19 protein-coding genes are annotated in these 21,654 nt (G+C 33.9%); 10 read left to right on the forward strand and 9 right to left on the reverse strand.

Going from position 1 to position 21,654, the window contains the following annotated elements; genetic code table 11:
- Positions 1–246 precede the first annotated feature (246 nt).
- The gene (locus EV145_RS17270) at positions 247–3,528 is read left to right on the forward strand and encodes a DUF2723 domain-containing protein (protein ID WP_133526438.1); all 3,282 of its coding nucleotides are present in this window, start codon (positions 247–249) and stop codon (positions 3,526–3,528) included.
- A gap of 96 nt (positions 3,529–3,624) precedes the next feature.
- Positions 3,625–4,263, forward strand: coding sequence for a polysaccharide deacetylase family protein (locus tag EV145_RS17275; RefSeq protein WP_133526439.1), 639 nt, complete (start codon positions 3,625–3,627; stop codon positions 4,261–4,263).
- Between the two features lie 25 nt (positions 4,264–4,288).
- On the opposite strand, the gene EV145_RS17280 is transcribed toward EV145_RS17275, so the two are convergent.
- The 7 genes from EV145_RS17280 to EV145_RS17310 all read right to left on the reverse strand — a co-directional run bounded on the left by EV145_RS17280 (position 4,289) and on the right by EV145_RS17310 (position 9,023).
- Positions 4,289–4,591 carry a thioredoxin family protein gene (locus tag EV145_RS17280; protein WP_026728605.1) on the reverse strand — a complete coding sequence of 101 codons (303 nt, stop codon included), beginning with the start codon at positions 4,589–4,591 and terminating at the stop codon, positions 4,289–4,291.
- A 73-nt stretch (positions 4,592–4,664) separates the two neighbouring features.
- Positions 4,665–5,900, reverse strand: a complete 1,236-nt coding sequence (locus EV145_RS17285) for a metallophosphoesterase (protein WP_133526440.1) — start codon at positions 5,898–5,900, stop codon at positions 4,665–4,667.
- A 182-nt stretch (positions 5,901–6,082) separates the two neighbouring features.
- Positions 6,083–6,268, reverse strand: a complete 186-nt coding sequence (locus EV145_RS17290; RefSeq protein WP_133526441.1) for a hypothetical protein — start codon at positions 6,266–6,268, stop codon at positions 6,083–6,085.
- A gap of 102 nt (positions 6,269–6,370) precedes the next feature.
- Complete coding sequence (locus tag EV145_RS17295) at positions 6,371–7,708, reverse strand: sensor histidine kinase (protein ID WP_243739278.1); 1,338 nt, start codon at positions 7,706–7,708, stop codon at positions 6,371–6,373.
- An 11-nt stretch (positions 7,709–7,719) separates the two neighbouring features.
- On the reverse strand, positions 7,720–8,394 hold the full coding sequence (locus EV145_RS17300; RefSeq protein WP_133526442.1) for a response regulator transcription factor: 675 nt from the start codon (positions 8,392–8,394) through the stop codon (positions 7,720–7,722).
- 187 nt (positions 8,395–8,581) lie between these two features.
- Positions 8,582–8,776 (reverse strand): hypothetical protein, encoded by a 195-nt coding sequence (locus EV145_RS17305; protein ID WP_133526443.1) that lies wholly within the window; start codon positions 8,774–8,776, stop codon positions 8,582–8,584.
- Between the two features lie 49 nt (positions 8,777–8,825).
- The gene (locus tag EV145_RS17310) at positions 8,826–9,023 is read right to left on the reverse strand and encodes a hypothetical protein (RefSeq protein WP_133526444.1); all 198 of its coding nucleotides are present in this window, start codon (positions 9,021–9,023) and stop codon (positions 8,826–8,828) included.
- A 313-nt stretch (positions 9,024–9,336) separates the two neighbouring features.
- Here EV145_RS17310 and polA point away from each other — a divergent pair, with 313 nt between their 5' ends.
- The gene (gene polA / locus EV145_RS17315; RefSeq protein WP_133526445.1) at positions 9,337–12,177 is read left to right on the forward strand and encodes a DNA polymerase I; all 2,841 of its coding nucleotides are present in this window, start codon (positions 9,337–9,339) and stop codon (positions 12,175–12,177) included.
- A gap of 177 nt (positions 12,178–12,354) precedes the next feature.
- Here polA and EV145_RS17320 read toward each other — a convergent pair whose 3' ends face one another.
- Positions 12,355–13,380: a LacI family DNA-binding transcriptional regulator gene (locus tag EV145_RS17320; protein ID WP_133526446.1), complete on the reverse strand. Its 1,026-nt coding sequence runs from the start codon at positions 13,378–13,380 to the stop codon at positions 12,355–12,357.
- Between the two features lie 196 nt (positions 13,381–13,576).
- Between EV145_RS17320 and EV145_RS17325 the strand changes: the two genes are divergently transcribed.
- The 6 genes from EV145_RS17325 (at position 13,577) to tsf (ending at position 18,246) form a co-directional block, all read left to right on the forward strand.
- Entirely contained in the window at positions 13,577–14,323 is a 747-nt protein-coding gene (locus tag EV145_RS17325) for a ferritin-like domain-containing protein (protein ID WP_133526447.1), read from the forward strand.
- Positions 14,324–14,349: 26 nt separating this feature from the next.
- Positions 14,350–15,162, forward strand: a complete 813-nt coding sequence (locus EV145_RS17330) for a ferritin-like domain-containing protein (RefSeq protein WP_133526448.1) — start codon at positions 14,350–14,352, stop codon at positions 15,160–15,162.
- 193 nt (positions 15,163–15,355) lie between these two features.
- Positions 15,356–15,811, forward strand: coding sequence for a 50S ribosomal protein L13 (rplM, locus tag EV145_RS17335; RefSeq protein WP_133526449.1), 456 nt, complete (start codon positions 15,356–15,358; stop codon positions 15,809–15,811).
- Positions 15,811–16,197 carry a 30S ribosomal protein S9 gene (gene rpsI / locus EV145_RS17340; protein WP_017497947.1) on the forward strand — a complete coding sequence of 129 codons (387 nt, stop codon included), beginning with the start codon at positions 15,811–15,813 and terminating at the stop codon, positions 16,195–16,197. Before rplM ends, rpsI begins: the two co-directional genes overlap by 1 nt.
- Positions 16,198–16,370: 173 nt before the next feature.
- The gene (gene rpsB / locus EV145_RS17345) at positions 16,371–17,147 is read left to right on the forward strand and encodes a 30S ribosomal protein S2 (RefSeq protein WP_133526450.1); all 777 of its coding nucleotides are present in this window, start codon (positions 16,371–16,373) and stop codon (positions 17,145–17,147) included.
- Between the two features lie 136 nt (positions 17,148–17,283).
- Positions 17,284–18,246 carry a translation elongation factor Ts gene (gene tsf, locus EV145_RS17350; RefSeq protein ID WP_133526451.1) on the forward strand — a complete coding sequence of 321 codons (963 nt, stop codon included), beginning with the start codon at positions 17,284–17,286 and terminating at the stop codon, positions 18,244–18,246.
- A 267-nt stretch (positions 18,247–18,513) separates the two neighbouring features.
- Here tsf and EV145_RS17355 read toward each other — a convergent pair whose 3' ends face one another.
- The gene (locus tag EV145_RS17355; protein ID WP_133526452.1) at positions 18,514–20,631 is read right to left on the reverse strand and encodes a M3 family metallopeptidase; all 2,118 of its coding nucleotides are present in this window, start codon (positions 20,629–20,631) and stop codon (positions 18,514–18,516) included.
- Between the two features lie 355 nt (positions 20,632–20,986).
- On the opposite strand from EV145_RS17355, the gene EV145_RS17360 reads away from it, so the two are divergent.
- Positions 20,987–21,649, forward strand: a complete 663-nt coding sequence (locus tag EV145_RS17360; protein ID WP_133526453.1) for a queuosine precursor transporter — start codon at positions 20,987–20,989, stop codon at positions 21,647–21,649.
- Positions 21,650–21,654 lie beyond the last annotated feature (5 nt).

Here is a 21,654-nt window from a genome sequence, read left to right on the forward strand (position 1 = left end):
AGCAGTGCTGTTAAGCGAGTGCAAATTTAAGGCTTTATTTAGTTTGTGCAAACTTTTTAACGAAAAAAAATCATTTTTTTCGTTTTTTTTCAGTTAAGAATCCCTAGCAACAACGGAAACTCCTCACATACAACAATTTACTTTTCACAGATAGTTTTATAGAATTTTTTGTTAATGCTCGTTTCTTTACACAAAAAAACATTTTCTTTGTAGGATAGAAAACATACAAAATTTTAACACCTAAATATGGCACAATTCAATTTCAATAAATGGAATACAATTATTGGTTGGTTTGCATTTGCAATCGCTTTAATTACCTACACTTTAACTGTCGAACCTACAATGAGCTTTTGGGATTGTGGCGAATACATTGCCACAGCAGCTAAACTAGAAGTTGGCCACCCTCCAGGAGCACCTTTATTCCAAATGATGGGAGCCTTTTTTGCCATGTTTGCAATAGATGCACAACACGTGGCAGTGATGGTAAATATGATGTCTGTTTTTTCTAGTGCATTTACAATTCTATTTATGTTCTGGTCTTCATCTATGATCTTAAAAAAGATTGTAGCTCGTTTTGCAGAAATTGATCAAAATAATTCTATTGTTATTTTAGGAAGTTCTTTTGTTGGAGCACTAGCTTATACTTTCTCTGACAGTTTTTGGTTTAATGCAGTCGAAGCAGAAGTTTACGCGATGGCTTCGCTTTTAATTGCATTGCTTTTTTGGCTTGGTCTACGCTGGGAACAAGATATGGACAAACCAAAAGGAAACAAATGGCTTTTAATTATTTCTTTAGTTATAGGTCTTTCTTTTGGTGTTCACTTTATGGCCTTACTGACAATTCCATCGATAGGTTTTCTATATTATTTTAAACATTACGAAAAAGTTACCATCAAAAATTTCCTTATCGCAAATGTTGTTGTAATTGGAATTTTGTTATTCATTTTCAAATTATTATTGCCTTTAACCATGGCATTCTTCGGGAAAACCGAAATATATATGGTTAACAGTTTAGGACTTCCTTTTAATTCGGGAACTATTTTTGTGGCGCTGCTTTTTGTGGCTTTCTTTTACTTTGGATTAAAATACACGAAACAAAAAGGTTTGATTTTTTACAACACGATTATACTTTGTATTTTATTTATCTTGATTGGTTTCTCTACTTGGATGATGCTTCCTGTTCGTGCCAATGCAAATACGGTAATCAATGAAAACAAACCATCTGATGCTATTGAGGTTCTTGCTTATTACAATCGTGAACAATATGGTGTAAATCCATTGTTTTATGGACCACAATACACTGAATATTTTGCCGGTCTTGACGAGAAAACACCTTATTTAGACAAAAAACCAAACTACGAAAGAGATTATAAAACTGGTAAATATATCATTACCAATAATTATAAAAACGCAGATCAAAATTCTGATGACAATCAAAAAACGATTCTGCCACGAATGTGGAGTACCGAAATGGGACACATTCAAAATTACATCAACTTTACAAATCCGCCGAAGTTTAAAATCAATCCTAATTATAATTACGAAGAGGACTTGGCTAAATACGGAATTGACGCAAGCCAATTAAGTGAAGATGAATACAATAAAGCTACTGCTCAATTGAGAAACGAAGTTGAAAAAACAGTTTCAGAATTCAGAAAGGCATTTGCCCAAAAACAAATTGACAACGAAGGCTATGTTAAATTCTTAAAAAGCTACGGAGAATATTTAATTATTGAAAAACCAACAACTACAGATAACTTCGCTTTTATGTTCGAATATCAATTTGGATATATGTACTGGAGATACTTAATGTGGAACTTTGTTGGACGCCAAAGCGATGTTCAAGGAAAATACGACAATCTAGATGGAAACTGGATCAGCGGCATTAAAGCACTTGATTCTGTACATTTGGGTTCTCAGGATAATTTGCCTTCGGATGTTTTAAACAACAAAGGGCGCAATGTTTACTATTTCCTTCCTTTTATTCTAGGTCTTATCGGAATAATGTATCACGCAAATAAAGACCTTAAAAGTTTTTACGTGCTTTTAGCATTATTCTTATTTACCGGAATTGCCTTAAAAATTTATTTGAATGAAAGACCATTTGAGCCTCGCGAAAGAGATTATGCTCTTGTAGGATCATTTTATGTTTTTGCAATCTGGATAGGTTTTGGGGTGTATTCTTTATACGAAAGCATTCAAAAATATATTGCTCCAAAAATAGCCGGACCAGTAATTATTGCTGGAACTTTATTAGCGGCTCCAATTTTAATGGCATCTCAAAACTGGGATGATCACGATAGATCTGGAAGATATACTGCTGTGGCTATGGCAAAAGCATATTTAAGCTCTTGCGACAAAGATGCAATTCTATTCACAATTGGTGATAATGACACCTTCCCATTATGGTATGCACAGGAAATTGAGCATTTTAGAACCGATGTTAAGATCGTAAATACAAGCTTATTTATGACAGATTGGTATATTGACCAAATGAAAGCAAAAGCTTACGAGTCTGATCCGTTGCCAATATCTTTTACGCATGACGATTATGTGGGAGATAAATTAGATTATGTAGCGCATATTGAAAAAATTGACACACGATGGAACATTACTGATTTCATAAATTTTATTAAAAATCCAAAATCAACTGTTGGCCTTCAAAATGGTCAGACAATTCATTTCTACCCAACAAACAAAATAAGAGTTCCTGTTGATAAAAACATAATTATCAAGAACAAAGTTGTAAATTCAAAATACAATGATTCTATTGTTCCTTATTTAGACATTGACATTAAAGGAAGTGCGTTGTACAAAAACCGCTTAATGATGCTAGACATTTTAGCTAATAACAATTGGAAACGCCCAATTTATTTTAGTGGAGGTGCTTTTGATGATGAAGATTATTTATGGCTAAAAGATTATCTGCAATTAGACGGAATGGTTTACAAATTAGTTCCTGTTAAAAACGTTCCATCAAAAGATGGCGGACCAATGGATATGGGGCAAATTGATGCCGATAAAATGTATGACATTGTAATGAAATGGGACTGGGGCAACAGCGAAAGTGATAAAATTTATCATGATCCTGAAACCAGAAGAAACAGTATTACTTACCGTACAAACTTATCTCGCTTAATGGATCAGCTTATTGCTGAAGGAAAAATTGACAAAGCTAAAAACGTAATCAATTTAGCAATGACAAAACTTCCATTAGACAAATTTGGTTATTATTCATTAGTAGAGCCTTTTACAAATGGATATTACAAAGTGGGAGAAACTGCAAAAGCGCAAGACCTGCTTAATAAATTGGTTAAAAAATACAATGAAAACCTAAACTATTACGCAACATTGCCTCCTGGTGACCAGACTGATCTTGCAATGGATATTATTACTGATATTGAGCGCTATAGAAGTCTTTTACAAGTAATGAACCGTAATAACGACAAAGCTTTTTACGAAAAACACAAAAAGACTTTTAATACGTATGTAAATGTATTCGAACGTTTTGGACGTGAAAAAGAATAATAATATACGAAAAATATACTGATTAAAAAAATGCAGTGCTTTTAGATAAATAGCACTGCATTTTTTAATTTTACAATATCTGTAAATTCATTCACAATGAGCTTTTATTGGGTAAAAACAAATTCATTTATAAAAAGGGTATTTTCTAAGTATTGTTGGGATATTCCAAACAAGGAAAAGAAAATATACCTAACCTTTGATGACGGCCCTACACCAGAGGTTACGGAATGGGTTTTATCTGAATTGAAAAAATTTGATGCAAAGGCCACTTTCTTCTGCATTGGAAAAAACATTAACGCAAACGCAACTTTGTTTGAAAGGTTAATTGCCGAAGGACACGCCATTGGCAACCACACCATGAATCATATTAATGGATGGAAAAGCCAAACCAATGATTATATTGAAAATGTAAAAAATTGTGCCTCAATTTTAGCCAATGAGAAAAAACTAAATAGTTTATTGTTTCGTCCTCCGTACGGAAAAATCAAAAAAGCGCAGTCTAAAATTTTGCGAAATCTTGGCTATAAAATAGTCATGTGGGATGTTTTAAGCGCCGACTTTGACCAATCGATTACGCCTGAGAAATGCCTTGAAAACGTTACAAAAAATGTAACTTCAGGAAGTGTAATTGTTTTTCATGACAGTATAAAAGCATCACAAAATTTAAAATTTGCTTTGCCTAAAACTTTACATTTTTTAAAAGAAAATGGATATGCTTTTGATGTTATTCATTAAAAAGGCAACATCAATAAAGATTTTATTACTGATTAAATTGTTCTTGAACAATTCCTATAATCGTGTTGGCATCAAGCTCACCTGACTGCCTCCAGATCATTTGTCCTTCTTTATAAATCATAAGTGTAGGAAGACCCTTAATACGAAGAGCCTCAGCCAGTTCTTGATTCTTATCTACATCAATTTTGATTACTTTGGCCTTATCGCCAAGTGCAGCCGCAACATCCTTGATTACTGGATGCATAGAAACTGAAGATTCGTTCCAATCTGTGTAAAAGTCAATCAACACAGGGACTTGAGCATTTATTAGTTCTCCAAATTTTGACATAAAACCAAAAATTTAAATTTTTTAATTTACTACAAAGAGGCAAATATTCTACAAATGTAGCATTTTTAACGAATTAAGCCACATTGTTGCCTTTTTTTAGTTCTATAACTGTTATTTCCGGCATGATACCAACTCGGCCTGGATAGGCATGAAAACCAAATCCTCGGTTAACATAAACGTATCTTCCGGCGGTTTCGTACAGGCCAGCCCATTGTTTGTATATATATTGTGCAAGACTCCATTTAAAATAACCCGGAATTTCGATTCCAAACTGCATACCATGTGTATGGCCTGCAAGCGTTAAATGAAAGTTTTTTGGATGATCTTTAATTTCTGCATCCCAATGACTTGGGTCGTGGCTCATTAAAACTTTGAAATCCTCTTGAGCTACATTTTCTGAAGCTTTGTTTAAATCTCCAGCTTTCTTAAAATTAACTCCCCAGTTCTCTACTCCAATTAAAGCGATTTTATCCTCCCCTTTTTGAATATATGCATGTTCATTCAGCATTAGCTTAAAGCCAATTTGACCGTACAGCTTTTTGATTTCCTGAAAATTTTCCTCTTTCTGCTTCTCAGACGGCCACGTCACATATTCACCATAATCGTGATTTCCCAAAACCGAAAATTTACCATATTTATAATCCTTGATTCTGCTAAAAGTTTCCAGCCACGGATGCATTTCTTTTGCATGCGTATTTACAATATCACCTGTAAACAAAATCATATCTGCTTCCTGCTGATTGATCAAATCAATCGCATAATTTATTTTTTCTGGATTATCAAAACTGCCGCTGTGAACATCTGAAATCTGAGTGATTCTAAAGCCATCAAAAGCATCTGGAAGATCTGGAAAAAAGACTGTTTGCTTGATTACTTTAAAATTATATTTCCCTTCAAAAATTCCATAAATCAAAGATAAAAATGGCACTGCTGCTAAGCCTAATGCAATTTGACTAATGAACTTTCTTCTGTCCGGCATCATCTCTTTTCTTGGAGTATTATAAATGAAATAATTCAAAATACTAGCTCCTATTCTAAAAATATCTTCACCAAACATTACTAATGTCAAGACAATTTTTGGAACGTAAATCAACAACATCAATCCTGTTGTAAACATAAATTGTCTTGTTTGCCCAACAGATCTGTCAACTTGAGAAAACGAATATATAATAAAAGCCAAAAGTAGTGCGCTTATAATCTGGTAACTTATTAAAACCCATCTTAATTTGATGAGAGTACGAAAGGCTTGATAGGAATAAAACTCAATAAGCAGAAAAAGGGCGCAAAGAATTACAAAACGAAGGATCATTAGTTATAGTTTTAAGCAAAGTAACAAAGAATGAAAATTTTATTGGTTTTTATTATCAAAAATTTAACTCAAAATAAAGAACAAAAAGCTGGTAGATTTCTCCACCAGCTTTTTCTCTACCAAATTTTTTAAAACCTTTTATAATCCACAACAAAGTTTGTACCAGCAAACGTAATGTTGTTTTACTTTTGAGTTTTTGCTGCCTCTGGCTTAGCTGCCTGTGCTTTTTTAGCTTTTTTATCAGCTTTTTTGTCTTTTTTAGGAGCTTTAGCTTCTTTTGCTGGAGCAGTTTGAGCTGGAGTTGTTTGAGCGTTTACCATTGCTACTGTTCCTAGAACAGCTACTGCTAACATTATTACTTTTTTCATAATTAAAATTTTTGCTGATTATTGTTTCATTATTACACTTCAAAGATAGAATCACCAAATGAAGATTAAATGAAGTTTGAATGCGTCTGAAAAAATTAACTTTTAATTATGTTTTATAACTTCAGGAAGCAACAATGTAAATGTTGTTCCTTCATTTATTTTAGAAACAACTTTGATTTCGATATGATGAAATGAAGCAATACTTTCTGCAATAGCAAGCCCTAAACCCTGGCCATCCTGATCTGAACTTATTCTGGCAAACCTGTTAAATATTTTTTCAAGATGCGCTTCACTCATTCCGAGCCCTGAATCTGCAATTGAAATAAAATAACAGCCTTTTTCAAAACCATCTTCAATACTGATAGTTCCTTTTGGACGATTGTATTTTATTGCATTGGTTACCAAATTATAAATCAAAATATGAATCAGCGTTTTATTTCCGATAAAAGCATATTCTTGTTTCATGTGATTTTCAAAATGAATTTCGCGATCTTCCATGCGATCTTGAAAATCTAACTGCAGGTCATTTATTATTTCATGAAAATTTATATTCTCATTTGCTTCATATTGATTGTTTTCTATACGGGAAATCAGCAATAAATTATTTATAATTTTTTTCAGCATGTCCAGTGTCTTCAATGAGCCTGCAATTTTATCAATAGCATTATCATCTAAAGATTCATTCTGCAATAAATTTTCAAATTTATTTTTGAGCAATGCAATTGGCGTGAGCAATTCGTGAGAAACATTCGAAATAAATTGCTTTTCTTTTTTGAAAAGTTCTGCAATTCGGTCCATCATTTGGTTTAAAACCAAATCCAATTCCCTAAAATCTCTGGATTTTGCTTTTATTGGTGTATGATCAAAAGCTTCAGGTTCATTGACTCTCCTTATTTTTGTATCAATGATTTTGTAAAAAGGTTTAAGCAGATATTCAATATAAACAGTATCGGCCAAAAAAGTAACCAGCAGAATCACGACCAAAACTATAATAATAAAAAATCTGATAATAAAGGTAAGGTCATTTACTTCGCTCAGACTGCTGCCAATTTCCAGCTGATAACCTTGATTTTCGTAAGTAAAATGATATTGCAGAATTCGGTATTCATTTTCTTCGCCTTCAATAATTCGGTATTCATTATTAAAGAACGTTTTTTTCTCGTTGGCTTTTACGGGAATCTTTGACAGCACAAGAAATTCACTGTGCAAAGTAGAAAACTGAGAATAGGTTTCAGTCGAATCATCGGCGTCTTCAATAAAATCATTGATTTCTTTTTGATTCAAATTATCTATAAATTTTTTCTTTTTTTCAATCAGTCCGTTATTGATATGTCTGTACACTACATTTTCAACTAAAATTGGCAGCATCAGCCATAATATCAAAATCACCAGCAAACGTGTCAGTGCATTAAAAATAGCTAATTGGTGTTTTATCTTCACAAGTATCTTTTTTATTCGTTTATGCGATAACCGACATTTCGAACTGTTTCAAACCAATCTATAGATCTATGTTTATCTAACTTTTTTCGGAGATTACGAACATGAACATCTATAAAATTAGAATCTGAATTAACTTCAAGTATATCACCCCAAATATGTTCTGTTAATTGAAGTCTAGTAATAACTCGATTTTTGTTCAGAACTAAATATTGAAAAATATCAAACTCTTTTTTGGTCAAACTGAGAGGTACATCATTATAACTGACTTTATAATCCTGAAGCTGAAGCAAAAATCCGTGAATACTTAAATTATTCAGCGTGAAGCCATGCATTCTGCGAATCACAGCAAACAATCTCGCACTAAGTTCTGTTAGTGCAAAAGGTTTCGTCAAATAATCGTCCGCACCCAAATGAAGGCCATTAATTCTGTCATCTAATTCGCCACGGGCTGTGAGCACAATTACAGCCATTTTTGATTTTGTTTTTCGAACAGCACTCAAAACCTCAAAACCATCACCGTCTGGCAGGCCCAAATCAAGCAACATTGCATCATAATCATTACTGGCAACTTCTTCGAGAGCGTCATTGCACGTATGCGTTATTTTACAGACATAACCGGCGTTGCACAAAAAGTCGTAAACTTCTGCAGCAAGTTCTCTATTATCTTCAACAATCAAAATATTCATAAAAACAGCTATTAAGCGCAATTAAATTTAAGCAATTTTAAAAAATCATGTTGCGCATTATTAAAAAATTAACGAATAAAAAAAGCTGACAAATTTCTTTATCAGCCTTTTCCAACCGCATTCTCCATAAACCATTATTTCTGTTTTGTTTCCTTACAATGCATTGAAAACAAATCAAAAACAATCTTTATTTTTTCACATTTACTGCTTCTGGTTTTGGAGCATCACTTTTTGCTGATTTTTCCTTTTTATCAGATTTGTGACTATGGTGTTTTGTTGCTTTTACCTCTTTTGCCGGTGCAGCCTGAGTTGGTGCAGTTTGAGCATTTACCATTGCACTTGTTCCTAAAATCAATACTGCTGCCATCAATAAATTTTTCATAATTTCTAATTTTTAAATTAATGTTTTTATTCTTTTTAAGTTGTTGTTCTTATTTTTTTACTTTCGCTGTTTGAGCTTTTGGATCTTCACTTTTTTCTGATTTTACTTTTTTATCCGTTTTATTTTTTGGATGATTTGTTGCTGTAACTTCTTTTGCAGGAACTGTTTTACCATCTTTTGCAGGAAACGCATGAACCATTGCGCTTGTTCCTAAAACTGCCACTAATAACATCAATAAATTCCTCATGATTTCTAAGATTTAAAATTAATTACCTTTTATTTTACAGTTCAAAAGTACCCTAGTAAAATGAAGACAAAGTGAAGAATTCCTACAGACTAAACAATTTAACGAGACATTAACGCTTTGTCATTTTTCACCATATAAGTTGTATAAGTTCATTTAAAAATTTATAGCGAATATTTAGACGCACTGCCGTACGCCTATACAGTCCGCGTTTCAACTAAAATGAACTCATATAACTTATATAGTGGAAAAAAAATCTTGCGAGTCTAATTTTTAAAACCCCAATTGTTTATTTTTACAGACTAATATTTTTTATATGTCAACTCAAAAACGCCTTTTTCTTCTAGATGCATACGCATTAATTTTTCGTGGTTATTATGCCTTTATAAAAAACCCGAGAATCAACTCAAAAGGAATGGATACATCTGCAATTATGGGGTTTATGAACTCACTTTTGGATGTTATTAAAAGAGAAAAACCAGATCATTTGGCCGTTGCTTTTGATAAAGGCGGAAGTCATGTAAGAACTGAAATGTTTGTCGAATATAAAGCCAACCGCGACGCAACACCAGAAGCAATCAAAATTGCTGTTCCATACATTCAGGAACTCTTAAGAGCGATGCATATTCCGATTATTGAAATTGAAGGCTGTGAAGCCGATGACTTAATTGGAACTATTGCCAAACAAGCCGAAAAACAGAATTACAAGGTTTTTATGGTGACGCCAGATAAGGATTTTGCACAGCTGGTCTCTGAAAATATTTTCATGTACAAACCTGCCCGAATGGGTAATGGAATCGAAATTTGGGGTATTCCTGAAGTTCTGGCAAAATTTGAAATCGAAAGACCAGAACAAGTAATCGATTTTCTTGGAATGATGGGCGACGCCGTAGATAATATTCCCGGACTGCCTGGAGTTGGCGAAGTTACGGCCAAAAAATTCCTAAAAGAATTTGGCACAATGGAAAACCTTTTAGAAAATACGCATTTACTAAAGGGTAAAATGAAAGAAAATATCGAAGCCAATAAAGAAAAAGGTATTTTGTCTAAAAAACTGGCAACAATTATCTGCGACTGCGATGTGGAATTTAATGAAGATGACTACGAACTTTCACGTCCAGATATTGAAAAAACCGATGCTATTTTTCAGGAATTAGAATTTAGAAGAATGGCCGAGCAATTTGATAATTTATTTAAAACAGATGGAACTCAAACAACTGCAGCAGAGGTTCCAGATGCCAAATTATACAAAAAGCCACAACCTAAAAATGAAGATCAGTTTGATTTGTTTGGAAGCGCTTCCACAGATGAAGATTCAGAAACGCCAAGAACATCTTTTTACAATACTTTAGAAGACACACCTCACTCCTACCAGACTATTCAAGGTGATTTAGGAATAAAACTACTTTTACAGAATTTACAAAATCAGACTTCAGTTTGTTTTGATACTGAAACAACAGGAATTGACGCATTGCATGCTGAACTTGTTGGAATGTCTTTTTCTTATGAAAAAGGAAAAGCATTTTATGTTCCGTTTCCCGAAAATCAGGAAGAAGCAAAAGCTTTAGTTGACAAATTTATTCCGTTTTTTGAAAATGAAAACATCGAAAAAATTGGACAAAATTTAAAATACGATTTAAAAATTCTTGCTAATTACGGCGTTACTGTAAAAGGAAAACTTTTTGATACTATGATTGCGCATTATTTGATCAATCCAGATATGCGTCATAATATGGATATTTTGGCTGAAACGTATTTGAAATATTCACCAAAATCAATTGAAACTTTAATTGGTAAAAAAGGCAAAAATCAGATTTCAATGCGCGATGTAGCGCTTGAAGATATTAAGGAATATGCAGCCGAAGATGCTGATGTTACGTTGCAATTAAAAGAAATTTTTACAACAGAATTAGATAAAACCGAAACTAAAAAGTTATTTGATGAAATCGAAATTCCGTTAGTAAGTGTTTTAGCAGCAATGGAAACAGAAGGTATTCGCTTAGATGTTGATTTTTTAAATGCAATGTCTAAAGAAATGGATGTCGAAATCAAATCTTTGGAACAGCAAATTTATGAAACTGCAGGCGAGAAATTCAACCTTGCTTCTCCAAAACAATTAGGAGACGTTTTATTTGACAAAATGAAGATTGGCGGTGCAAAACAAAAGAAAACCAAAACGGGTCAATATGCAACTGGAGAAGAAGTGTTGACTTATTTAGCAAACGACAATCCGATTGTAAAACAAATTTTGGACTGGCGCCAAATGGTGAAACTGCAAAGTACTTATATCTTGGCTTTACCGGAACAGGTTGACAAAAAGACTTTACGCGTTCATACAGATTATATGCAAACCGTTGCCGCAACGGGACGTTTGAGTTCTAATAATCCGAACTTGCAGAATATTCCGATTCGTACGGAAAGAGGACGTCAGATTCGTAAGGCTTTTGTGGCGCGCGATGAAAATCATACTTTAATTTCTGCCGATTACTCGCAAATCGAATTGCGAATTATCGCTGCTCTAAGTGGTGAAGAAAATATGATTAAAGCGTTTCAGGACGGGGAAGATATTCACAAAGCAACAGCTGCAAAAGTATTTAATGTGGCTTTAGAAGAAGTTTCCCGTGAACAAAGAAGTAACGCAAAAACAGTAAACTTCGGAATTATATACGGTGTTTCTGCTTTCGGATTAAGCAACCAGACTTCATTATCAAGAAGCGAAAGTGCTGCTTTGATTGAAGCTTATTATAAAACTTACCCTAGATTAAAATCATATATCAGCGAACAAATTGAATTTGCACGTGAAAAAGGATATGTGCAAACGATTTTAGGTCGTCGCCGTTATTTAAAAGACATTAACTCGGCAAATGCTGTCGTGAGAAGTGCTGCGGAACGAAATGCTGTTAACGCGCCAATTCAGGGAAGTGCTGCCGATGTGATTAAAATTGCAATGATCAACATTCATAAAAAACTAACAGAAGAGAATTGGAAATCTAAAATGCTACTTCAGGTTCATGATGAGCTTGTGTTTGATGTGCACAATGACGAATTAGAAAAAATCCAGCCAATGATCAAACACGAAATGGAAAATGCTTTTAAAATGGCGGTTCCGTTGGAAGTTGAATTAGGTATGGGTAAAGATTGGTTAGAAGCGCATTAATTTATTTTAGATTTTAGAATCAAAAACACACAATCTTGTCATTGCGAGGAACGAAGCAACCATACTAACAATAAGAGGTAGCAAATGAGGTTGCTTCATTCCTTGCAATGACATAAATTATGAATAAAAAAAGGACTGTTCTTTCGAACAGTCCTTTTTTATCAATTATATTTTTATCTAAGCTTTTCTAGTTGATTCTCTTTCTTTCAAAACCGTTTTAATAACGATTGTTTCATAATCTGAAGTTTCTTCTTCGCTTTCTTCAAGTCTCTTGATTAACCTTTTTGCAGCAACTTCACCAATTTCAATTCCGTGCTGACTTACGGTTGTCAAACTTGGAGACAAACGTCTTGAAGCCAAAATTCCGTCAGCAAAACCAATGATCGAAATATCTTCTGGAACTCGGTAACCTTTTTTCAAACTTACTCTTAAAGCCGCAACCGAATCATTTTCATCCAAAGCAAAAATAGCGTCAACTTTATTGTCAAAAATTGCATCAATCTTAGCTTTCATATCATCTTCAGAATCGGTTCTTAGAATGATTTTTTCGTTAATTGGAATATTATTGTCTTTTAAAGCTTTCAAATATCCATCGGCTCTTAATTTACCAACACTTAAATTATCTACAGAAGAAATAAGCGCTATATTTTTACATCCTAAATTAATCAAATGCTGCGTTGAGTTTAAAGCCGAATCAAAATCGTCAACCACAACTTTATCACATTCAACTTCATCTGCAATTCGGTCGAACATTACAATTGGAGTTCCGTCATTTATAATAGCCGAAAAATGATTATAATCTTGCAGTTTTTGAGCTTCTTCAGAAACAGAAAGAATAAAACCATCAATTGTTCCGTTGCTCAACATTTCAAGTGTATGAACTTCTTTTTCTAAAGATTCATTAGAAATACAAGTAATTACATTATATCCTTTTTTGTCTGCCACTTTTTCAATACCACTAAACACTTTCGCGAAAAAAGAGTTTAATATATTAGGTATAATTACACCGATCGTTTTGGTTTTACGATTTTTCAAATTCAGACCAATAACATTCGGCTTATAATTTTTGAGTTTGGCATACTCCTTAATCTTCACCTTCGTCTGCTCACTAATTTCTGGACTGTCATTTAATGCCTTAGACACTGTAGACACAGAAACACCTAGTTCTTTCGCAATTTGTTTAAGAGTTGCTTTAGCTTTCATCTAAATAAAATTTTATGTAATTAATACAAATATAGTAGAATTACCTAAAATAAAACAAAAAAGCCCTACCACTATTTAAAATTATAAAGCCTTTTTTAAAATAAAATTAAAAAAGCATGATTATCCAAAACCGTATGCCGCTAAATCTCGTTAATACCCTAATACATGTTATTAACCTTAATAAAAACCTTTGATTATGAAAAACGAAGTTAAAATTCATGAAGTTGACCCTTCACTGGATAGCAGAAGGAGCTTTCTTAAGCTCAGTGGGTTAACATTAGTTACCGCAGGTTTGGTTTTAGCTGGATGCAGCGACAATGACAATGATAACGACATGCAGGACAATACCCTGCCAGGGATAAAGAACGGCGTATTTGACCTGGGTTCAGGAGATTTTGGCGTATTAACATATGCATATGCTCTTGAACAATTAGAAGCCGATTTTTATACAAAAGTTGTAAACGCCTCAAATTTCAACTCTACATTTAATGATATTGAACGTCAGGTTTTGACCGATTTATATCATCATGAAGTAATTCACAGAGATTTTTTCAAAGCAGCTTTGACTGGAGCACTTCCGGACCCAAGCTCACAATTGCTTCCCTCTTTGGCATTTAATTATGGCTCCATGAATTTCAACAGCCGCAACGAAGTTCTTGCTACTGCAAAAGCACTAGAAGATACAGGAGTAGCCGCATACAACGGTGCTGGAAAACTAATTAAAAGCGCCGACTATTTATTATTGGCCGGAAAAATTGTTTCTGTCGAAGCAAGACACGCATCGGCTATAAGAAGTTTAATCAACCCAAATTCTAAAGATTTTGCTGGTGACGATATTATAAGCACATCAACCGGTTTAGACGCAGCGAAAGATCCTTCTCAAATTTTACCCATTGCAGGAGGATTTATCACTACAAAATTTACTGCCAAATACTTACCTTAATATTAACTAGCTAAAACTTAGAAATTATGAATATTTTAAAATTTATAGAAACCTTTACTGATGATAGTTTAATGAGAAGCACTGGTTCACGAAGAGACAGTTTTACTCAGTTTGGTAATATTGGAAAAAACCTCGCGCTGGCCTCAATTCCTTTTGGATTATCTGCTATGGCCAATAAAGCGCTTGCAAAAGATATAACACCAACACCAGCAACTCCAATTGGAGCTTTACAGTTTGCGCTGACTTTAGAATATCTTGAAAACGAATTTTATGCGATGGCTTTAGATTCTGGAGTAATTCCAGCTTCCGAAAATGGTGGACGCGACCTAAAAGTTTTTCAGCAGATTGCAGACCACGAAGCAGATCACGTAAAATTTTTAATAGCAGGATTAGGCGGTACAATGAGCCCCAATTTTGTTGCAAAACCAACTTTTGACTTTACCGTAGGAGGAGCATTTAATCCTTTTGGAGATTATCCGACCTTTTTAGCATTAGCCCAAGCTTTTGAAGATACCGGCGTGAGAGCTTATAAAGGTCAGGCTGCTAATTTAATTTCAACACCAGATTTATTGACCGCCGCATTGCAGATCCATTCGGTCGAAGCACGACATGCGTCTGAAGTACGACGCTTGCGCGGCTTAAAAGGATGGATTTCAAATGCCGAAAGAGGCGCCGGAATGCCAGCAGCCACACAAGCCGTTTATGATGGCGAAGGTGTTACTATGCAAGCAGGCTACAATACGGCCAGTTTATTTGGAGCGGCCGCAGGATCAGAAGCTTATGACGAACCGCTGAACACGCAGCAAGTTGTTGACATTGCAAATTTATTCATTGTTTAACACAAAAAAACCAAAATATTGAACCACCTTCGCGTTATCGTGAAGGTGGTTTTTTTTTAATGATTTAAATATAAAACTGATAGCCTGATTTTCAGGATATAAAATATTCTTTTCAGGTATTTGGTTTTAAAATAATTAATTGTACTTTTGCATCCCCTTTATTGGGGATGGAATGTTTAATTAAAATAATATTATGGACGCATTAAGCTACAAAACAGTTTCAGCTAGCAAAGCCACTGTAACTAAAGAGTGGATTGTTGTTGACGCTGAAGGTCATAACTTAGGACGTCTTGCTTCAAAGGTTGCAATGATCTTAAGAGGTAAGTACAAGCCAAGTTACACACCGCACGTTGACTGTGGAGATAACGTAATTGTTATCAACTCAGAAAAAATTAACCTTACAGGTACAAAATTGAATGACAAAATTTACATGCGTCATACAGGTTACCCAGGAGGACAAAGAACTTTAACTGCTAAAGTATTGCAATCTAAAAACCCTGCATTATTAGTAGAAAAAGCTGTAAAAGGTATGTTACCTAAAAACAAATTAGGAGCTGAACTTTTTAGAAATCTAAATGTTGTTGTAGGAGCTGAGCACAAACATGGAGCTCAAAAACCTAGAACTGTTAACCTAAACGATCTTAAGTAATGGGAGTTATTCACAAAATCGGTAGAAGAAAAACCGCTGTTGCACGTGTATATGTTTCTGAAGGAACAGGAAAAATCACTGTAAACAAAAAAGAATTCGCAACTTACTTTCCAACTGCAACTTTACAATACAAAGTATTACAACCATTATCTATGACAGAAAATGCAAGTAACTTTGATGTAAAAGTAAACGTTTACGGAGGTGGTTCAACTGGTCAGGCAGAAGCTGTAAGAATGGCATTAGCACGTGTAATGTGTGAAGTGAACATCGAAAACAGAGCTATCTTAAAACCAGAAGGTTTATTAACAAGAGATCCAAGAATGGTTGAACGTAAGAAATTCGGTCAGAAGAAAGCTCGTAAGAGATTCCAATTCTCTAAACGTTAATATTACCTGTCTTGTACATATGGTACAAGACATCATCAATTTATTGAAATTAAAAAACACAGTTGTTGTTGCTCTCCTATCGAGGTAGGAAATAGTTTAGCATCTAAATGTATAAAGCCTGGGAAACCGCCATTTATACATTGCTAATCAACAGAACGTAAACTAGTACAAAAATGGCAAACAAAATAGAAGTAAAAGACTTACTAGAAGCAGGTGTTCACTTCGGACACATGACTAGAAAATGGGATCCAAACATGGCTCCTTACATTTATATGGAGCGTAATGGTATTCACATTATCAATCTATATAAAACTGCAGCTAAAATTGAAGAGGCTAATGAAGCTTTGAAAAAAATCGCTGCATCAGGTAGAAAAATCTTATTCGTAGCTACCAAAAAACAAGCAAAAGACATCGTTGCTGAAAAAGCAAAAGCTGCAAACATGCCTTACATCACTGAAAGATGGCCAGGTGGAATGCTAACTAACTTTGTAACTATCAGAAAGGCAGTTAAAAAAATGTCTTCTATTGATAAAATGAAGAAAGATGGTACTTTCATGACGTTATCTAAAAAAGAGCGTTTGCAAGTTGATCGTTTACGTGCTAAATTAGAGAAAAACTTAGGTTCAATCGCTGACATGTCTAGACTACCAGCTGCATTGTTCGTAGTAGATATCAAAGCTGAACACATCGCAATAAAAGAAGCACAAAAATTAAACATTCCAGTTTTCGCAATGGTTGATACGAATTCTGACCCAAGAGAGGTTGATTACGTAATTCCAGCAAATGATGATGCTTCTAAATCAATTGACAAAATTTTATCTTTAGTAACTACTGCAGTAATCGAAGGTCTTTCTGACAGAGGTTCTGAAAAAGAAGTTGAAGCTACTGAAGAAGCTGCTGCTGTTGAAGCTGCACCAGCTGCTGAAGCTGCTCCTGCAACTGAAGAATAAATCAAATTTAAATTCCAAATTTTAAATTCTAAAATCCAAATACAAATTAAAAACGTTATGTTGATAATTTAATAAAATTGGAGTTTAGAATTTAAAAGATGGAATTTTTACTTTTAACATTAAAATTCAAAATATTATGGCAACAATTACTGCTGCAGACGTAAATAAATTAAGACAATCTACAGGTGCCGGAATGATGGACTGTAAAAAAGCTTTAGTTGAGGCTGATGGAGATTTCGATAAAGCTATACAAGTTCTTAGAGAAAAAGGACAAAAAGTTGCTGCTAATCGTTCTGACCGTGAGTCTTCTGAAGGAGCTGCTGTTTCTTTCATTAATGCTGACAACACTAAAGGAGCTATCATCACTTTAAACTGCGAAACAGATTTCGTAGGTAAAAATGAAGCTTTCGTAACTTTAGCTAAACAATTAGTTGAAAAAGCAATCAACTTCTCTTCTAAAGAAGAATTCTTAGCTTCAGATTTCAATGGAATTACTGTTGCTGAAAAATTAATCGAGCAAACTGGTGTTATCGGTGAAAAAATCGAAATCGGTGGTTTTGAAATTTTAGAAGGTGCTTTCGTTGGATCTTATGTTCACGTTAACAAAATTGCTGCATTAACTGCAATTTCTGCTGCTATTCCTAGCGCTGACGTTTTAACTAAAGATGTTTCTATGCAAGTTGCTTCTATGGGAGCTGATACATTATCTTACAAAGATTTTGATCCTGCTTTCGTTGAATCTGAACTTGCTGCTCGTATTGCTGTAATCGAAAAAGATAATGAAGAAGCAAAACGTTTAGGAAAAACTTTAAAAAATGTTCCTAAATATATTTCTTTCTCTCAATTAACTGAAGAAGTTTTAAAACAAGCTGAAGAAGATGCTAAAGCTGAATTAAAAGCTGAAGGTAAACCAGAACAAATTTGGGATAAAATTATCCCTGGAAAAGTTCAACGTTTTATCTCTGACAACACTACTTTAGATCAAGAGAAAGCTTTGTTAGATCAAAACTTTATCAAAGACGATAGTAAAAAAGTTGGTGATTACGTTAAAGGATTCAACGTTGAAATCACAGGTTTCAAAAGAGTTACTTTAGGTTAATATATATTATTTCAATATAAAAAGCCCTGAATCTTACGATTCGGGGCTTTTTTTGTTATTCGACGTAAAATGGACTGAAGTCCAGCTCTACAATATAGTTCGGTCCGTTGAGAACTACTAAAAAGAAGCCTTTGACTTTAATTATTTTGCAAAATCGGATTTTAGTCCGTTTTAAAAATATAAAAATTAAATACGAATTGCATGACAATTCAAAAAAAATCCCCGAATAAATAATTATTCGGGGACTTTAATCAGATTTTCATCTTATTATTTTTTATCCTTAATCGGAAAATTTCTTGCGCGCATTAAAGCATCTGATTTTGGAGCTCTTCCTCTGAAATTTTCATAAGCCTTCTCCTGATCGATTGTATTTCCAACGCTAAAAACAGTATCATAAAGTCTTTTGGCTACTTTTTTATCATAAGGACCTTTTCCTTCTGTAAAAGCTTCCCATGCATCTGCATTAATAACATCTGCCCATAAATAGCTGTAGTAACCTGCAGCATATCCGTCACTTGAAAAGATATGTCCAAATTGCGGAATACGGTGACGCATCACAATTTCTGAAGGCATATGAAGCGCATCTAACGTTTCTTTTTCAAATTTATGTGGATCTATAGGTTCTGTAGCCAAGTGAAGCTTCATATCTATTAAAGAACTTGAAATTGTTTCTACAGTAGAAAAACCTTCGCCAAAATTAGATGCTTTTTCAATTCTGTCCACTAAGGCCTGAGGCAACGGTTGATTTGTTTTATAATGCAAAGCAAATTTATTCAACACTTCTGGAGTTGCAAGCCAGTGCTCCAATAATTGTGAAGGAAACTCAACATAATCTCTCGCAACAGATGTTCCTGCTAAACTTGGGTATGTTACATTTGAACATAATCCGTGAAGTGCATGTCCAAATTCGTGGAATAACGTACTTGCATCTTCCCAAGAAATTAAAATAGGCTCATTTGGCGCACCTTTAACAAAGTTACAGTTGTTAGAAACAATTGTAAGTACATCTCCATCAAGTTTTTGCTGATCACGGTAAGCATTCATCCATGCTCCTGAACGCTTTCCAGCGCGCGCATAAGGATCAAAATACCATAAACCAACCACTTTACCTGTTAGTTTATTACTTACCTCCCACACACGAACATCTGGATGATAAACTGGAACATTTGTAATTTGTTTGAAACTTAAATTAAACAATTCACCAGCAACCCAAAACATTCCTTCGCGTAAGTTCTCTAATTGCAAATAAGGCTTAACTTCATTTTGATCTAAGTCATATTTTGCTTTTCTAACTTTCTCAGCATAAAAACGGTAATCCCAAGGCTGAATTTTAAAGTTTCCACCTTCAGCATCAACGATTTTTTGCATTTCGGCAACATCTTTGTGCACTTGCTCAACAGCAGGCTCCCAAACTGACTCCATTAAAGCCAAAGTCTTTTTTGGATCTTTTGCCATTTTGTTAGACAAACTCCAGTCAGCAAAAGTTGGATAACCTAATAATTTTGCTTTTTGAGTACGCAACTGCAAAATAGAAACAAGCGTTGCGTTGTTATCATTTTCGTTTCCATTGTCTCCACGTTTAACAAAAATATCGAACGCCTTTTCTCTTAAATCTCTGCGTGTTGAAAATGTCAAAAATGGTTCAATTGAAGAACGTGTATTAGCAATACAGCCTAAAACATCCAATTTTCTTTCTTTCGCCTCAGCTATCGCAGCATTTTTAACTTCTTGCGGTAAACCGTCAAAATCACTTTCTGTTTTTAATGCAACATATTGATTGTGCTCTTCAGCTAATAAATTTTGGCTGAAACGTGTAAAAAGAGTCGCTAATTCTTTGTTTATACCTGCGACTTTTGCTTTGTCTGCATCATTCAACTGAGCACCTTGACGAACAAAATTGGTATAATACAGCCAAATTAAACGCTGTTGTTCACCCGTAAGTTTGCTTTTTTCTTTTGAATTATAAACCGTTTGAATTCTGGTAAATAATTTTTTGTTTTGATTGATCTTATCTGAAAACTCAGAGAATTTAGGCGACAATTCTCTGTCAATTGCACTAAATTCTGGACTGCTTAAGTTTGATCTGTAGATTCCGTAAACAGTGAAAATTCTTTCGATAGTTTGCCCTGAACGTTCCATAGCAACTATTGTGTTTTCGAAAGTAGCTGGTTTTGGGTTATTAGCAATAACATCTATTTCATTTAATTTCTCCTGAATTGCAAACTGAATTGCCGGTTTAAAGTCTGAAACTTTGTACTCATTAAAGGCAGGAACTCCTCCGTAAGGCCCAGCCCAAGGTTTTAGCAACGGATTATCAGAATTGCTTTGTGCGGATGCCGCAAAAAAAGTTGTACTCATGATAAAAATTGACATTAATTTTTTCATTCTCATTAATTTGATTAAATAATAGAAACTTGTTCTTCTTTCAAAAATACCTAAAAATTATGTACCAGCAGCATATCACAATATGTTAAAAAAATGATGCGAATAAAACAACAGGAATATTTTTTGAAAAATTTCACTCAAAAACCTACATCAAAAAAAGCAACTACCTGAAATAAAGCGCAATAAATCAATAAAAAACATTGAAAATTATTATTCTTATGCTTATGGCTCATTGACCTGCATATTCTCTAAAAGAAAAAAACTGACAATGAAATCGTACTTGCAATAGAATATTAATCTATTTTCAGCTTAAAATAATTAACTTTGAATAAAACAGATTTTATTATAAGCGTATATGTTTAAAACCAAAAAAGAAATTGTCTTTGTTATTTTGGCAGGTATATTTATAACTAATGCGGTTGTAGCCGAATTAATTGGAGGAAAACTTATTCAGATTGGCCCATTTGTAATGAGCATCGGAATTTTACCATGGCCGGTAGTTTTTTTGACAACCGATTTAATTAATGAATATTTTGGTGAAAAAGGAGTAAAAAAACTCTCTTTTATAACGGCTTGTTTAATTGCTTACGCTTTTTTAATTTTATTTATGGCTATTGTAATTCCTGCCGCTAAAGGAATAAGTCCCGTAAATGACGACCAATTTCAAGCTGTTTTTGGTCAAAGTATGTGGATTATTGTTGGTAGCATTATAGCTTTTATGGTTTCGCAGCTTATAGATGTTAGTATCTTTTGGTTTTTTAAAAACCGAACAGGCGATAAAAAAATATGGCTTCGAACGACAGGATCGACTGTAATTTCGCAATTATTTGACTCTTTTATTGTTCTCGGAATTGCATTTTGGTTGCCTGGAAAAATTGATTTTGACACATTTCTTTCATCTGCTTTGATAGGATATACGTTTAAATTGTCTATAGCCATTTTATTGACACCATTAATTTATGCAGGACATCATTTGATTAAAAAATATTTGGAAGGAGACATTTCTAATAAGGATTAAAAAAT

It is taken from the genome of Flavobacterium sp. 245 (genome assembly GCF_004362055.1).
Taxonomy (GTDB): domain Bacteria; phylum Bacteroidota; class Bacteroidia; order Flavobacteriales; family Flavobacteriaceae; genus Flavobacterium.